The organism is Pandoraea sp. NE5 (genome assembly GCF_024363545.1).
GTDB lineage: Bacteria > Pseudomonadota > Gammaproteobacteria > Burkholderiales > Burkholderiaceae > Pandoraea > Pandoraea cepalis.
Genome location: NZ_AP025517.1, coordinates 1866930 through 1881634, shown reverse-complemented (window position 1 = coordinate 1881634; position 14705 = coordinate 1866930). Strand labels below are relative to the sequence as shown.

Genomic DNA, 14705 nt, shown 5'->3' with positions numbered 1-14705 from the left:
CGCTTTCCGGCGTCACCGCACGCCCCCCCCAGTCGCTCACGCGCGCCCGCCCCCCTTCGGCGCGCGGCGAATCCCACCTTCGCTGGCGCTCCATACTCTGCAACAAACAATCTCCGCCATCTCATGGAAAACATTTATTGACCGACCGGCCGGTCGGTTTATAATGCGTTCCATATCCCCACATGCCGCGGAGACCTTCCTCTATGTATACGCAAGCCATCGACCTGGCCGGCAACAGCCCCAAGGGTGTGCGCGCCCTGAGCGAGGCGGAGCAGGCACAACAAGCCCGCTTCGACGCCCGCGTCGCCGCCGATCAGAAGATCGAGCCGCAGGACTACATGCCCGCCGAGTACCGCAAGACGCTCGTGCGCCAGATCTCGCAACACGCGCACTCGGAAGTCGTCGGCATGCTGCCGGAAGGCAACTGGATCTCGCGCGCGCCCAGCCTCAAGCGCAAGGCCATCCTGCTCGCCAAGGTGCAGGACGAAGCCGGCCACGGCCTCTATCTGTATTCCGCCGCCGAAACGCTCGGCACGTCGCGCGACCAGATGATCGACGCGCTGCACTCGGGCAAGGCCAAGTACTCCAGCATCTTCAATTACCCGACGCTCACCTGGGCCGATGTCGGCGTGATCGGCTGGCTCGTCGACGGCGCCGCCATCATGAACCAGGTACCGCTGTGCCGCTGCTCGTACGGCCCGTATGCGCGGGCCATGATCCGCGTGTGCAAGGAAGAGTCGTTCCACCAGCGTCAGGGTTTCGACGCCCTGCTCTCAATGATGAGCGGCACGCAAGCCCAACGCGACATGGTTCAGGAAGCCGTGAACCGCTGGTGGTGGCCGGTGCTGATGATGTTCGGCCCGAGCGACAAGGACTCGATCCACAGCACGCAAACCATGCAGTGGGGCATCAAGCGCATTTCGAACGACGATCTGCGTCAGAAATTCGTCGACGCCGCCGTCGAACAGGCCAAGGTGCTCGGCGTGAGCTTTCCCGATCCGGATCTGAAGTGGAACGAGGCCCGCAAGGCACACGACTACGGCGAGATCGACTGGAGCGAATTCTGGCGCGTGGTCGGCGGCGACGGCCCGTGCAACAAGGAACGTGTCGGCACGCGCGTGGCCGCCCACGAAAAAGGCGCCTGGGTGCGCGACGCCGCCCTGGCGCACGCCGCCAAACAACGCCAGCGTGCCGAGAAGCAAGCCGCCTGAGCCCGCACGCGCCCAGTCACCGGCAGCCCCTTACAAGACATCAGGAACGATCATGACGCAAGCAAGCAGCAAGGAATGGCCCCTCTGGGAAGTGTTCGTGCGCAGCAAGATGGGCCTCGAACACAAACACTGCGGTAGCCTGCACGCCGCGGACGCCGAGATGGCGTTGCATATGGCGCGCGACGTCTACACGCGCCGCCAGGAAGGGGTGAGCCTTTGGGTCGTGCCGTCCGCCGCCATCACGGCGTCGGCCCCCGAAGACAAGGCCGAGCTGTTCGATCCGGCCGCCGACAAGATCTACCGCCATCCGACCTTCTACCAGTTGCCGGAAGAAGTGAACCACATGTAAGCGGCAGCGCGCCGCGTTGATCGGCGCGCCCCATGCGAGACCCCAGAACATGAAACCGACGCAGGAACATTTGTCCTATCTGCTGCGCCTCGCCGACAACGCGCTGATCCTCGGTCAGCGCAATGCGGAATGGTGCGGTCACGGCCCCGTGCTGGAAGAAGACATTGCGCTCACCAACCTGAGCCTCGATCTCATCGGTCAGGCACGCATGCTGTATCAGCATGCCGCCAAGATCGACACCGCGCTGACCGGCATCGCGAAACAGGAAGACGATTACGCCTTCTGGCGCGACGAATTCGCGTTCCGCAACTGGACGCTGGTCGAACTGCCCCACTACGGTCCGACCGCCGGCACGACGGCCGCCGAGCGCGACTACGCGGTGACCATCGTGCGCAACTTCCTCTACTCGGCCCTGATGGTCGAAGTGTGGCAAGCCCTCACGCAGTCGATGGATCCGGACCTCGCCGCCATCGCCGCCAAGTCGGTCAAGGAAGCGCATTACCACCTGCACCACGCGCGCGACTGGCTGGTGCGCTTCGGCGACGGCACCGAGGAATCGCACCGCCGCGCGCAAGCCGCGCTCGACTATCTGATGCCGTACATGAACGAGATCTTCAAGCCGGACGTGCTGGAGGACGCCGTGGCCGCCGCCGGCACCGGCGTCGCGATGGCCAGCCTGAAGGACACTTGGCAAGCCACGGTGAGCGACGCGCTGCAAGAAGCCACGCTCGACGCACCGGTCGGCGGCGCGTTCGAGAGCACGGGCAAGTTCGGTCATCACTCCGAGCACATGAGCTATCTGCTCGGCGAGATGCAGGGGCTGGCTCGCCAGCATCCCGGCGCGACCTGGTAAGCCACCGCGCGCCGCGCACGTCATGCCTACGATGAATTCGCTCGCCACTCCCTTCGTCGCTCACTTCGCCGATACGACCATGAATCTGCCGCTCACTCCCCCCGTTGCGCCCGACGTGCTCACGCCGGCCTCGGAGGCGTCGCTGCCGCTCGCATGGCAGACGCTCGAAGCGGTGCCCGATCCGGAGATTCCGGTTGTGTCGATTCGTGAACTCGGCATCCTGCGCGACGTGCGCGTCGTCACAAACGCCAGCGGTAGTGCGGCGTTTGAGATCGTGATTACGCCGACGTACTCGGGTTGCCCGGCGATGCAACAGATCGCCGAGGACATCGACGCCGCCATGACGCGCGCGGGCCTCGGTCCGTGGCACGTCACGACGGTGCTCGCCCCCGCCTGGACGACCGACTGGATCAGCCCCGAGGCGCGCGAAAAGCTGCGCGGCTATGGCATTGCGCCGCCCACGGGCACGCACGCCGTGGCCGCCGACGCGCCCCGCAAGATCACGTTCTACGGCCGCCCGAAAGACGGCGTGACGTGCCCGCATTGCGGCTCGTCCGACACCGAAGTGGTATCCGCGTTCGGTTCGACGGCCTGCAAAGCGCATTACCGTTGCCGTACGTGCCGCGAGCCGTTCGACTATTTCAAGCCCTATTGATTGACCCGATTGATCCGGCTTCGCGCGTAGCGATGCCGACACTTTGCCCGGCGGCAATCGCACCCGAGCATCAAGGAAGCCCACGATGACGACCCCGCAATTCCATTCGCTGACCATCCGCGAAATCCGGCCCGAGACCGCCGACGCCATCTCCATCGCCTTCACGGTGCCGGACGCATTGCGCGACGCCTATCGCTTCACGCAAGGGCAGTTCCTCACGCTCAAGACCGAGATCGACGGCGAAGAAGCGCGTCGCTCATACTCGATCTGCGTCGGCGTGCCCGACTACGATGCCACGGGCGAACTGCGCGTGGGCATCAAGCGCGTGCCGGGCGGCAAGTTCTCGAACTTCGCGAACGATCAGTTGAAGCCGGGGCAACAGATCGACGTGATGACGCCGGATGGCCGTTTCTTCACGCGTCTGTCGGCCGACCACACAAAGCACTATGTCGGCTTCGCCGGCGGTTCGGGCATCACGCCGATGCTCGCGCTCATCAAGACGACGCTGGCCGCCGAGCCGCACAGCCAGTTCACTCTGGTCTACGGTAACCGCGCGGTGCCCGCCATCATGTTCGCCGAAGCGCTCGAAGACCTGAAGAACACCTATCTGGGCCGCTTGCGTCTGTATCACGTACTCTCGGACGAAGCGCAGGAGGTGGAACTGTTCAACGGCCTGCTCAACCAGGACAAGTGCACCGCTTTCCTTGAGACGCTCATCCCGGCATCGAGTATCGACGAAGCGTTCATCTGTGGCCCGGGCCCGATGATGGACGCCGCCGAAGCCGCGCTCCATGCCGCCGGTGTGGCCAAAGAGAAGATTCATGTCGAACGGTTCGGCGTACCGACGCCGCAGGTCGCTGCGAAGCCGGTCGTCATCACCGACGATACGCCGATGGCGGAGCTGGTCGTCGTCATGGACGGCAAGGAGCGCCGCCTGCGTCAGCCGTATGAGGGCCAGAGCATTCTGGATACCGGTCTTGCCGCCGGTCTGTCGCTGCCGTACGCGTGCAAGGGCGGCGTGTGCTGCACGTGCCGCGCCAAGGTGCTCGAGGGCGAAGTGGCGATGGACAAGAACTACACGCTGGAAGACTACGAAGTCGAGCAAGGTTTCGTGTTGACGTGCCAGGCACGGCCCCTCACGGAACGCGTTGTGGTGAGCTACGACGAGCGCTGAACCCGCGCTGAATCTACGTTGAATCTGCGTTGACCATTCGACTCGCCGGAGCCGCGACAGCGGGGCCGGCGGATCGAACGCCTGTTTGCCAAGTCGTGCGAACACTACGTCAACACGGCGGGAACAGGCGTGAAATCCCGCCAATGTCCCGATTATTTCGGGCATTACGGGAGCGTCAACCCGAGGTTGCGGGAATACCGTAAACTAGCGGGCATGAATACCATCCATGTCGTCTGTGGCGATATCGCCGCGCAGCAGTTGCGCGCGGCGATGGCGCAAGCGCTTCGCGCCGATCCCGTGCTTGTTCTGCGTGACGATCTGGCCATTGGTCCGCTGCGCGAGATCGACGAGAACGAGCGGCAGCGGGCGGCATTCTGGCAACGCGTGCTGCCGTCTGCCGGGCGCGACTACGCGGGGGAATTGCGCGAGGAACTGGCGTCGCTGCAACGCTTGGTCGAGGGCGACAGTGCGGTGGTCTGCTGGCATGGGGACAGTGCGTCGGACCAGCTCACGCTGCGACGCGTGGCCTTCATGTTGCGCAATACGCCCGCACGCCTGAACGAGATCGTGTTGCGTGGCAGCGATCTGGCGACGCCCGGGTCCCCGCAGGACGCCACGCGACGGACGAGCGTCGGCATGTACGCGCCAGAGGTGCTGGCCGAGCGATTTGCACGTATCGCCCCGATTTCGCTGCTGCGCATTGGCCGTCTGTCGTTGGAATGGCGCGCGCTCAAGCAGGCGAACACGCAGGTCCGCCGCTGGGTGAACAACACGTTCGAAGGCGCGACGTTCGCCGAAATCGATGACCAGATTCTCGGCCTGGCGCCCGTCGCGTGGACGCCCATGGCCGCCTTTCTGGGCGAGGCAATGCCGCGCTTCGAAGGTTTTTTTGCGACCGACAGTTTTCTGCTGTGGCGCTGCCGCGAACTCGGCGCGGCAGGCCGGTTCGCGTTGCGCGGCGACACCACGGCGCCCGCCGCGTGCGATCTACGACTGGAGTAACCCCCGTTTATGGCACGTACCAAAGCGCCCGATCACGAATCGCAGCGCGAACAGATTCTCGATGTCGCCGCCGAAGCATTCGCACACGCGAGTTATCCGAGCGCCTCGATGTCCGAACTGGCCGCCGCGTGCGGCACGTCGAAGGCCCGGCTGTATCACTATTACGCGAGCAAGGACGCCATCCTGTTCGATCTGCTCGAGCGCTACACCAAGCGCTTGATGCTGATCGTCACCGAGGTCGAGGCGCTCGGCCAACGCCGCGGGCTGTCCGAGCGCGATACGTTCCATGAACTGATCCGCGCCTTTCTCGATGAGTACGAGACGTCGCAGACGCGTCATATTGCACTGCTCAACGACGTGAAGTTTCTCAACGACGAGCAACGGGAGATCGTGCTCAATCGTCAGCGTGACGTGGTCGCGGCGTTTGCCCGTCAACTCTCGCGAGCGTTCCCTGACCGGGTGACCAAGCACAACCAGACGGCACTCACGATGATGCTGTTCGGCATGATCAACTGGACCTTCACATGGCTCAAGCCCGGCGGTCGCATGCGATATCGCGATTTCGCCAACGAGGTGATCGCCGTGCTCGAGCACGGCCTCGTCACCCCGCTGCCGGGCGGGATCGAAGCCGCCATCCCCGCAGCAGCGGCGCCATCGCGCGCTTAGCCAGTAGTCACTCACTTTCAAAAAAAGGGCGATGCATCGCCCTTTTTTTGTTGCCTCGCAGCAACTTATCGTCGAACGTCATTGGGGGTGACATCGAGAAACGGCGCGGCTCTTCAGCAACTTAGACACTTCCCTCCAGACACTCCCGCCACAAACTAGGGTTTTCACCTAGCCAATCAGGTATAATTCTTTTGCGTCGCACAATCCAGTGTACGCACTAAAGAATACCCAAGGATTGCGCCATGACTGCCCCGAACCCCACGCCCGACGTCGCACGCGCGACGGTTGCCGCCAACGAGCGGTCGAGCGTGCTGATTCGTGAGCTGACCTCCGGCGACATCCATCGACTCCAGCGCCACTTCCTGGCCCTCGGCGAAGAAGACCGTCTGCTGCGTTTCGGCCAGATCGTCACCGATGACGTGATCACTCGTTACGTCGCCAGCCTCGACTTCTCGCGCGACAGCGTTTTTGGCGTGTACGACGACAATCTGGCTCTCGTGGCGGTCGCTCATGTTGCGCATCTGCCGGAAGGCCAGAACGGGCGTGTCGCCGAATTCGGGGTCTCGGTGCTCGAATCGGCCCGTGGCCGCGGGATTGGCTCGCGTCTGTTCGAACGCGCCACGATCCACTGCCGCAACCAGCGCGTCGACACGCTTTACATGCACTGCCTGTCGCGCAATGCCCGCATGATGCGCATCGCGAAGAAGGCCGGCATGGAAATCAACTACGCTTACGGCGAGGCCGACGGCTATTTGAGCCTGCCCCCCGCCGACACGCAGTCGATGCTCTCGGAAATGATGCAGGAGCAGGTCGCCGCCTTCGATTATGCGGTCAAGCGTCAGCTTCGCACCGCCCGCCGCCTGTTCGGCGCACTCCTGCCGAACCAGCGCGCCGCCTGAACCGCGCACCCACGCCCCCCGAAAAAACGAAACCCGGTCAGTTGGCCGGGTTTTTTGTTCGCGTCAGAATAGCGACCACCGCCGATTTACGGAAGCGGCAGCGCTGTCGTCTCCTTGAGCTGATCGAGGACGAAGCTCGTTTTGACGTCGACCACGCTCGGATGCACGAGCAACTGCGCCTGCATGAAGCGCGAGAAGTGCGCCATGTCGCGCACGTGCACGCGCAGCAGGTAGTCCATGTCGCCAGCCATCGCATAGCAGCCGACGACCTCCGTCCAGGTATCGACCACGGCGCGGAAGTGTTCGATGACCGAGCCACCCTGCCCATCGCCAGGATGGCGCTTGTCTAGCCGTACATTGACGTAGGCCAGCAGGCCGAGGCCGATGCGCGTGGGCTCCAGCAAGGCGACATAGCCGCGAATGACGCCCGCTTCCTCCAGGCGACGAATGCGTCGCAGGCATGGGCTCGGCGAGAGTCTCACCTGCTCTGCGATTTCGAGATTGGACAGCCGGCCATTGCTTTGAAGCAAGGCGAGAATGCGGCGATCGATTTTGTCCAGTTCGAGTTTTGGCACATTATTTCCCGTTATTGCTAATAGTTCGCAATATTATTGCGTATTATTCCAATCTCAAGGAATCCATCTCCCCCGATTCGATGATTACGGGAGATTACAGCAAAGGCGCTCGGGACAAAAAAAGCGCCACCGGGTGAGGTGGCGCCTTGGGGTATCGGGGCGCATCGCGGGTGGGCGACGCCTTTGGGACATCGGGTCGCCTCAGCGACGCTGGAATTCTCGCGGATCGATCGTGCGCTGGTCGAGCGGGCCTTCGTAACGCTGCGGCGATTGCGTGGAGCGCGGCTGCGTGATCGGGGCCACCGGGGAAACCGGGGAAACGATCGGAATGGGTTCGGCCGTCGTGTCGCGCGCCATTTCGTCGGCGCGAGCGACGCTCACTTCCAGGGTCAGAAACGAAGCGGAAACCAACAGGAATTTGGCGATGTTTCGTTGATTCACAGTGACTCCTTCTTACGTATTGCGGCATTGCAACGCGCACTGACTGTGCGCAAAGTACGTACCCAACGTGTCGGGTAAAGCGTTAGTAACCATTCTGCCCGCGCCGTTCCCTCCCGCCGCCAACCGTTACACGTTGTTACCCGCGCGTCAGAAGATGCTGACAAGCGTACGGTTGCCGACATCATCGCGACACAATTGCGCCATTTCGAAGCGAAATCCGAAAGCCGCCCGTCGTCGCGATGCCGCATCGGTGGACACGACGAGGCACAGCACACCCAACCCATCGACGAGGGTATACGAGAGCTATCTGACGTTTACGTAAACGTCACAATGATCGCTATACTTCGCTGGATCGGTCACCGATGAGACGCCACCGTCCCCGTCAGGCAATGCCATGACACCGGTGCTACCATGAGTTCGACCGGTGAGCGCAATACAAAAAAGGCCCCCGCTCGCCTGGTGGCATCACGCAAGTGAGTCCCCGGGCACGCAACCATCAGAGGCCGGCATTCACCGCTGCCGTCCTGCTTCACGAGAGCGGGAGGGGCAGGAAGTTTTGGCGATCCCAAAATCAGTGAGAGTGAGGAGCACACCCCATGAACGCCCCCGTCAATCCGAGCTTGCTGGCCGCACTGGAATCGGTCACGCTCGACGACAAATACACGCTCGAGCGCGGTCGCGCCTACATGAGCGGCATTCAGGCCCTGGTCCGGCTTCCGATGTTGCAGCAGGCGCGCGACGCTGCGGCCGGACTCAACACCGCAGGCTTCATATCGGGCTATCGCGGCTCGCCGCTGGGCGGGCTGGATCTGTCGCTATGGAAAGCGAAGCAGCACCTCGCCAGCCATCATGTCGTTTTTCAGCCCGGCTTGAATGAAGACCTCGCGGCGACCGCCGTGTGGGGGTCGCAGCAGGTCAACCTGTACCCCGCCAAGTACGACGGCGTATTCTCCATGTGGTACGGCAAGGGCCCCGGCGTCGACCGCTCGATGGACGTGCTCAAGCACGGTAACTCGGCCGGCTCGTCGAAGCACGGCGGCGTGCTGGTGCTCGCGGGCGACGACCACGCAGCCAAGTCCTCCACCCTCGCGCACCAGTCCGAGCACGTTTTCAAGGCCGCCGGCATTCCCGTGCTGTATCCGTCGAACGTGCAGGAGTATCTCGATTACGGCCTGCATGGCTGGGCCATGAGCCGTTACTCGGGCCTGTGGGTCGCGATGAAATGCGTGACGGATGTGGTCGAGTCGTCGGCCTCGGTGATGATCGATCCGCACAACGTCGACATTCACCTGCCGGACGACTTCATCATGCCGCCCGACGGCCTGAACATTCGCTGGCCCGACCCGCCGCTGGTGCAGGAAGCGCGTTTGCTCGACTACAAGTGGTACGCGGGCCTTGCGTACGTGCGCGCCAACAAGCTCGACCGCGTAATGATCGATTCGCCCCATGCGCGCTTCGGCATCATGACCGGCGGCAAGGCGTATCTCGACGTCTGTCAGGCGCTCGCCGATCTGGGGCTGGACGAAGCCACGTGTCAGCGCATCGGCATTCGTCTGTACAAGGTGGGCTGTGTGTGGCCGCTTGAAGCGCAGGGTGCGCGCGCGTTCGCACAAGGGCTCCAGGAAATTCTCGTGGTCGAGGAAAAGCGCCAGATCCTCGAATACGCGATCAAGGAAGAGCTGTACAACTGGCGCGACGACGTGCGCCCGCGCGTGTATGGCAAGTTCGACGAAAAGGATGGCGCCGGCGGCGAATGGTCGGTGCCGATGGCCAATTGGCTGCTGCCCGCCCACTACGAACTCTCCCCCGCGCTGATCGCCAAGGCGATTGCCACGCGTCTGGAAAAGTTCGAGTTGCCGAGCGACGTGCGCGAGCGCATCGCGACCCGCCTGCGCGTGATCGACGCGAAGGAGCAAGCTCTCGCCAAGCCGCGCGTGGCCGTCGAGCGCAAGCCGTGGTTCTGCTCGGGTTGTCCGCACAACACGTCGACCAACGTGCCCGAAGGCTCGCGCGCCATCGCCGGCATCGGCTGTCACTACATGACCGTGTGGATGGATCGGCGCACCGACACGTTCTCGCAGATGGGCGGTGAAGGCGTGCCCTGGATCGGTCAGGCACCGTTCTCGTGCGACGAGCACATCTTCGCCAACCTGGGCGACGGTACGTACTTCCACTCGGGCCTGCTCGCGATTCGCGCGGCGATCTCGTCGAAGGTCAACATCACCTACAAGATCCTGTACAACGACGCGGTCGCCATGACCGGTGGCCAGCCGGTCGACGGCACGCTGACGGTGCCGCAGATCGTGGCGCAGGTGGATGCCGAAGGCGCGACGAAGATCGTCATCGTGACGGACGAGCCCGAGAAGTACGACGGCGTGAAGCTCGTCGGCGATGTGCCGGTTTACCACCGCAACGACCTCGACCGCGTGCAGCGCGAACTGCGACTGGTCAAGGGCACGTCGATCCTGATCTACGACCAGACGTGCGCCACCGAGAAGCGCCGCCGTCGCAAACGCGGTGCATTCCCCGATCCGGCAAAGCGCGTGGTGATCAACGAAGCGGTCTGCGAAGGTTGCGGCGACTGCTCGGTGAAGTCGAACTGCCTCTCGGTCGAGCCGCTGGAGACGGAATTCGGCACGAAACGTCAGATCAATCAGTCGACGTGCAACAAGGACTACTCGTGCCTGAACGGCTTCTGCCCGAGCTTCGTGACGGTCGAAGGCGGTCAGTTGCGCAAGCCCAAGACGGCGCAGGTCGACAGCAGCGAGCTGCCGCCGCTGCCGGAACCGGCGCTGCCCGCCATCGCGCGTCCGTACGGCATTCTCGTGACGGGGGTGGGCGGCACGGGCGTGGTGACCATTGGCGCGTTGCTCGGCATGGCCGCGCACCTCGAGAACAAGGGCGTCACCACGCTCGACGTGACCGGCCTCGCCCAGAAGGGCGGCGCGGTGACGAGCCACGTGCAGATCGCCCTGCAGCCGGAAGACATTCATGCCACGCGCATCGCCATGGGCGACGCCCGCGTCGTCATCGGCTGCGACGCCATCACGACGGCGAGCGACGACACGCTCTCACGCGTGCAGCACGGCGTGACAAACATCGTGGTCAACAGCGCCCATACGCCGACGGCCGACTTCATCCGCAATCCGAACTGGCGCTTCCCCGGCACGAGCACGGAGCACGACATCCGCGCGGCCGCCGGTGAAAACGTTGACTTCGTCGACGCCAATCACCTCTCGCTGCGACTGCTCGGCGACACCATCTACACGAACCCATTCGTGTTGGGCTACGCATGGCAGAAGGGCTGGGTACCGCTCTCGTACGCTGCGCTCACGCGCGCCATCGAGCTCAACGGGGTGGCCGTCGAGAAGAACAAACAGGCGTTCGAATGGGGACGTCGTGCCGCGCACGATCTGGCGAGCGTACGCAAGCTTGCGCAGCAGAACGAGGCACCGGCGCCGGCGGCCGCCGGTGGCAAGCTGATCACCCTGCACACGCCGCATGCGCTCGACCGGTTGATCGAGCGTCGCTACGACCAACTCGTGGCGTATCAGGATCGTGCCTACGCAGAGCGCTTCAAGCAAACGGTGGATCGCGTGCGCGCTGCCGAAGCCGGACTCACGCCGGAGGGCATGCCGATGCCGCTCACCGAAGCGGTCGCGCGCGGGCTCTACAAGCTCATGGCCTACAAGGACGAGTACGAAGTGGCCCGCCTGTACACCGACCCGGCCTTCATGAAGAAGCTCAACGAGCAGTTCGAAGGCGACTTCACGTTGCGCTTCCATCTGGCACCGCCGTCGCTGGCCAAGCACGACGACAAGGGTCATCTCATCAAGCAGACCTATGGCGCGTGGATGATGAAGGCGTTCGGCGTGCTCGCCAGGTTCAAGGGGCTGCGTGGCGGAGCGTTCGATATCTTCGGCCGGACGCAAGAGCGTCGCACGGAGCGGGCGCTGATCGGCGAGTATGAAACGCTGGTCAACGAGTTGTTGTCGCGCCTCGGCGAGCACAATCTGTCGCTGGCCGTGCAATTGGCGGAACTGCCGCAGGAGATTCGCGGCTTCGGGCACGTCAAGGAGCAGAACCTCGCCGCCACCCGCATCAAGTGGACGAAGTTGCTCACGCAGTTCCGCGACGGCGGTTCGCATCGCGCTGCCGCTTGACCACCTGAGCGCCTGACCCGCTATCCGTCAGTCCCAAAAAAATCCCGCCAGCGCGTAAGCGTCTGGCGGGATTCTTTTATGCGCTAGCGCACCCTCGGCGGACGTGCGCGCCGCAGGCGCTGCGGCGACACCTCCGTCCCGAGGCTCAACGAATGACGTTGGCCGCGGCAACGGCCGTCATGTTGATGATGCGGCGCACGGTCGCGGCCGGCGTCAGGATGTGAACCGGCTTGGCGCAGCCGAGCAGGAACGGGCCCACCGTCACGCCTTCGCCGCCCGTCATCTTGAGCAGGTTGTACGTGATGTTCGCCGCTTCCACGTTCGGCATGACGAGCAGGTTCGCTTCGCCCGACAGACGCGACGCCGGATACGCGGCACGACGCACCGACTCCGACAACGCGGCGTCGCCGTGCATTTCGCCGTCGACTTCCAGCGACGGCGCACGCTTGGCGAGCAGTTCGCAGGCGCGGGCCATGCGTTGTGCCGAAGCCGACTTCACGCTACCGAAGTTCGAGTTCGAGAGCAGCGCCACCTTCGGGGCGATGCCGAAGCGCTCGATTTCCTTCGCGGCGAGCACGGTCATCTCGGCGAGCTGCTCCGAGGTTGGCGTCTCGTTGACGTAGGTGTCGCTGATGAACAGGTTGCGCTTCTCGAGCATCAACAGGTTCATCGCCGCGTAGTTCTCGACACCGGCGGCACGGCCCAGCACCTGATCGACCACATCCAGATGGCGGTGGTACGTATCGATCATGCCGCAGATCATGCCGTCGGCTTCGCCCAGATGCACGAGGATCGCGCCAATCAGCGTGTTGTCCTTGCGCATGGCGGCCTTGGCGACTTCCGGCGTCACACCGTGACGCGCACCCAGGTCGTGATACGCCTGCCAGCAACGCTGATAACGCGCGTCGTCTTCCGGATTCACGATCTCGAAGTCAACGCCCGGTTTGAGCTTCGAGCCGATCTTCTGCAGGCGCATTTCCACCACGGCCGGACGGCCGATGATGATCGGTTTGGCGATGCGCTCGGCCAGCACGAATTGGGCAGCGCGCAGCACGCGCTCGTCTTCCCCTTCGGCGAACACGATGCGCGCGGCGTCGTTACCGAAGCGGGCACGGGCGGCAGCGAACACCGGACGCATGATGAAGCCGGTGCGATACACGGTCGTGCCGAGTTGCTCGCGGTAGGCGTCCATGTCGGCGATCGGACGCGTGGCCACGCCCGAGTCCATCGCGGCTTGCGCCACGGCCGGTGCGATCTTGATGATCAGACGCGGATCGAACGGCTTCGGAATGATGTATTCCGGCCCGAATTCGAGCGACTGGCCTTCATAGGCGCGCGCGACTTCTTCGCTTTGCTCTTCTTCCTGCGCCAGCTCGGCGATGGCGCGCACGGTGGCGAGCTTCATCTCTTCCGTGATGGTGGTCGCACCAACGTCGAGCGCACCGCGGAAGATGAACGGGAAGCACAGCACGTTGTTGACCTGGTTCGGGTAGTCCGAACGGCCGGTCGCGATGATGCAGTCCGGACGCGCAGCCTTCGCGATTTCCGGGCGGATTTCCGGCTCGGGGTTGGCGAGCGCGAGAATCAGCGGCTTCGTGCCCATGGTCTTGACCATGTCGCCGGTCAGCACGCCGGCGGTCGAGCAGCCGAGGAAGACGTCTGCCCCGTTGCTCGCGTCGGCTAGCGTACGGGCATCGGTCGCCGCGGCGTAGCGCGCCTTGCTCTCGTCGAGCTTGTCGCGGCCGGTGTGGATCACGCCCTTCGAATCGAGAACGAGAATGTTCTCCTTCTTCAGGCCGAGATTCACGAGCAGGTCCAGACAGGCGATGGCGGCAGCGCCGGCGCCCGAGCACACCAGCTTGACGCGGCCGATGTCCTTGCCCACGACCTTCAGGCCGTTGAGGATCGCGGCCGAGGCAATGATGGCGGTGCCGTGCTGATCGTCGTGGAAGACGGGAATCTTCATGCGCTCGCGCAGCTTCTTCTCGATGTAGAAGCACTCGGGCGCCTTGATGTCTTCGAGGTTGATGCCGCCGAGCGTCGGCTCGAGCATGGCGATCGCTTCAACGAGCTTGTCCGGGTCATGCTCGGCGAGTTCGATGTCGAACACGTCGATACCGGCGAACTTCTTGAACAGACAGCCCTTGCCTTCCATCACCGGTTTGGCGGCAAGCGGACCGATGTTGCCCAGGCCGAGCACGGCTGTGCCATTGGTGATCACACCGACGAGATTGCTGCGCGACGTGTAGCGATTGGCAGCGAGCGGATCTTCGGCAATCGCCTCGCAGGCGTAGGCCACGCCGGGAGAGTAAGCCAGCGACAGATCGATCTGGTTCGACAGCGGCTTGGTCGGCGTCACCGAGATTTTGCCCGGACGCGGATTCTCGTGGTACGCCAGGGCGCTTTGTTTCAGTTGTTCATCCATATCTCGATACCTAAGGACAGGGCGACGGCCGGGGTCCGTGCCGCATGCGGGCAGCGCGTGGACTCAGCCGTCTTTTGACGGATCACGGCGGGGGAAGAGCCAACCGGAGGGATTCGGCGATTGTGTCGTCGACGGGGTTCTTCACCGCGCGGCAGCGTGATGGCCGCCGCGCGTCCCCCGATCCTGCATGCCGCGCTCGCGCGCGTCGGACCGTGGGGGCTTGCGGTGCGCCGGATGCACCGCAGGACGCAAAGTGTACACCTTGCGCCGAAAGCTCGACGCCGCCTGCGCG

12 protein-coding genes are annotated in these 14705 nt (G+C 63.9%); 9 read left to right on the top strand and 3 right to left on the bottom strand.

Features of this window, described 5'->3' with window-relative positions:
- Positions 1-203: 203 nt before the first annotated feature.
- The 8 genes from paaA to PanNE5_RS08515 all read left to right on the top strand — a co-directional run bounded on the left by paaA (position 204) and on the right by PanNE5_RS08515 (position 6809).
- Positions 204-1211: a 1,2-phenylacetyl-CoA epoxidase subunit PaaA gene (gene paaA, locus PanNE5_RS08550; RefSeq protein WP_017234992.1), complete on the top strand. Its 1008-nt coding sequence runs from the start codon at positions 204-206 to the stop codon at positions 1209-1211.
- Between the two features lie 52 nt (positions 1212-1263).
- On the top strand, positions 1264-1560 hold the full coding sequence (gene paaB / locus PanNE5_RS08545) for a 1,2-phenylacetyl-CoA epoxidase subunit PaaB (protein ID WP_017234991.1): 297 nt from the start codon (positions 1264-1266) through the stop codon (positions 1558-1560).
- A 49-nt stretch (positions 1561-1609) separates the two neighbouring features.
- Positions 1610-2413, top strand: coding sequence for a 1,2-phenylacetyl-CoA epoxidase subunit PaaC (paaC, locus tag PanNE5_RS08540; protein WP_017234990.1), 804 nt, complete (start codon positions 1610-1612; stop codon positions 2411-2413).
- Positions 2414-2492: 79 nt separating this feature from the next.
- Entirely contained in the window at positions 2493-3068 is a 576-nt protein-coding gene (paaD, locus tag PanNE5_RS08535) for a 1,2-phenylacetyl-CoA epoxidase subunit PaaD (protein WP_026132152.1), read from the top strand.
- Between the two features lie 85 nt (positions 3069-3153).
- On the top strand, positions 3154-4242 hold the full coding sequence (paaE, locus tag PanNE5_RS08530) for a 1,2-phenylacetyl-CoA epoxidase subunit PaaE (RefSeq protein ID WP_150564610.1): 1089 nt from the start codon (positions 3154-3156) through the stop codon (positions 4240-4242).
- A 213-nt stretch (positions 4243-4455) separates the two neighbouring features.
- Entirely contained in the window at positions 4456-5244 is a 789-nt protein-coding gene (locus tag PanNE5_RS08525; protein WP_261939619.1) for a DUF1835 domain-containing protein, read from the top strand.
- Positions 5245-5253: 9 nt separating this feature from the next.
- Positions 5254-5910: a TetR/AcrR family transcriptional regulator gene (locus PanNE5_RS08520; protein ID WP_017234986.1), complete on the top strand. Its 657-nt coding sequence runs from the start codon at positions 5254-5256 to the stop codon at positions 5908-5910.
- A gap of 242 nt (positions 5911-6152) precedes the next feature.
- The gene (locus PanNE5_RS08515; protein WP_017234985.1) at positions 6153-6809 is read left to right on the top strand and encodes a GNAT family N-acetyltransferase; all 657 of its coding nucleotides are present in this window, start codon (positions 6153-6155) and stop codon (positions 6807-6809) included.
- 86 nt (positions 6810-6895) lie between these two features.
- Here the strand turns inward: PanNE5_RS08515 and PanNE5_RS08510 are convergent, their stop codons facing one another.
- Together PanNE5_RS08510 and PanNE5_RS08505 are read right to left on the bottom strand one after the other, a co-directional pair.
- Positions 6896-7384: an Lrp/AsnC family transcriptional regulator gene (locus PanNE5_RS08510; RefSeq protein ID WP_017234984.1), complete on the bottom strand. Its 489-nt coding sequence runs from the start codon at positions 7382-7384 to the stop codon at positions 6896-6898.
- 201 nt (positions 7385-7585) lie between these two features.
- Positions 7586-7825, bottom strand: a complete 240-nt coding sequence (locus tag PanNE5_RS08505) for a hypothetical protein (RefSeq protein ID WP_017234983.1) — start codon at positions 7823-7825, stop codon at positions 7586-7588.
- 596 nt (positions 7826-8421) lie between these two features.
- On the opposite strand from PanNE5_RS08505, the gene PanNE5_RS08500 reads away from it, so the two are divergent.
- Positions 8422-11988, top strand: coding sequence for an indolepyruvate ferredoxin oxidoreductase family protein (locus PanNE5_RS08500; RefSeq protein ID WP_261939618.1), 3567 nt, complete (start codon positions 8422-8424; stop codon positions 11986-11988).
- Between the two features lie 145 nt (positions 11989-12133).
- Here PanNE5_RS08500 and PanNE5_RS08495 read toward each other — a convergent pair whose 3' ends face one another.
- Positions 12134-14413, bottom strand: coding sequence for an NADP-dependent malic enzyme (locus PanNE5_RS08495; RefSeq protein ID WP_017234981.1), 2280 nt, complete (start codon positions 14411-14413; stop codon positions 12134-12136).
- Positions 14414-14705: the final 292 nt, after the last annotated feature.

Bases quoted from the DNA above. Each gene is read 5' to 3' on its own strand.
- paaE (WP_150564610.1), top strand. From the start codon at position 3,154: ATGACGACCCCGCAATTCCATTCGCTGACCATCCGCGAAATCCGGCCC.
- paaB (WP_017234991.1), top strand. From the start codon at position 1,264: ATGACGCAAGCAAGCAGCAAGGAATGGCCCCTCTGGGAAGTGTTCGTG.
- PanNE5_RS08520 (WP_017234986.1), top strand. From the start codon at position 5,254: ATGGCACGTACCAAAGCGCCCGATCACGAATCGCAGCGCGAACAGATT.
- PanNE5_RS08495 (WP_017234981.1), bottom strand. From the start codon at position 14,413: ATGGATGAACAACTGAAACAAAGCGCCCTGGCGTACCACGAGAATCCG.
- paaC (WP_017234990.1), top strand. From the start codon at position 1,610: ATGAAACCGACGCAGGAACATTTGTCCTATCTGCTGCGCCTCGCCGAC.
- paaA (WP_017234992.1), top strand. From the start codon at position 204: ATGTATACGCAAGCCATCGACCTGGCCGGCAACAGCCCCAAGGGTGTG.
- paaD (WP_026132152.1), top strand. From the start codon at position 2,493: ATGAATCTGCCGCTCACTCCCCCCGTTGCGCCCGACGTGCTCACGCCG.
- PanNE5_RS08500 (WP_261939618.1), top strand. From the start codon at position 8,422: ATGAACGCCCCCGTCAATCCGAGCTTGCTGGCCGCACTGGAATCGGTC.
- PanNE5_RS08525 (WP_261939619.1), top strand. From the start codon at position 4,456: ATGAATACCATCCATGTCGTCTGTGGCGATATCGCCGCGCAGCAGTTG.
- PanNE5_RS08515 (WP_017234985.1), top strand. From the start codon at position 6,153: ATGACTGCCCCGAACCCCACGCCCGACGTCGCACGCGCGACGGTTGCC.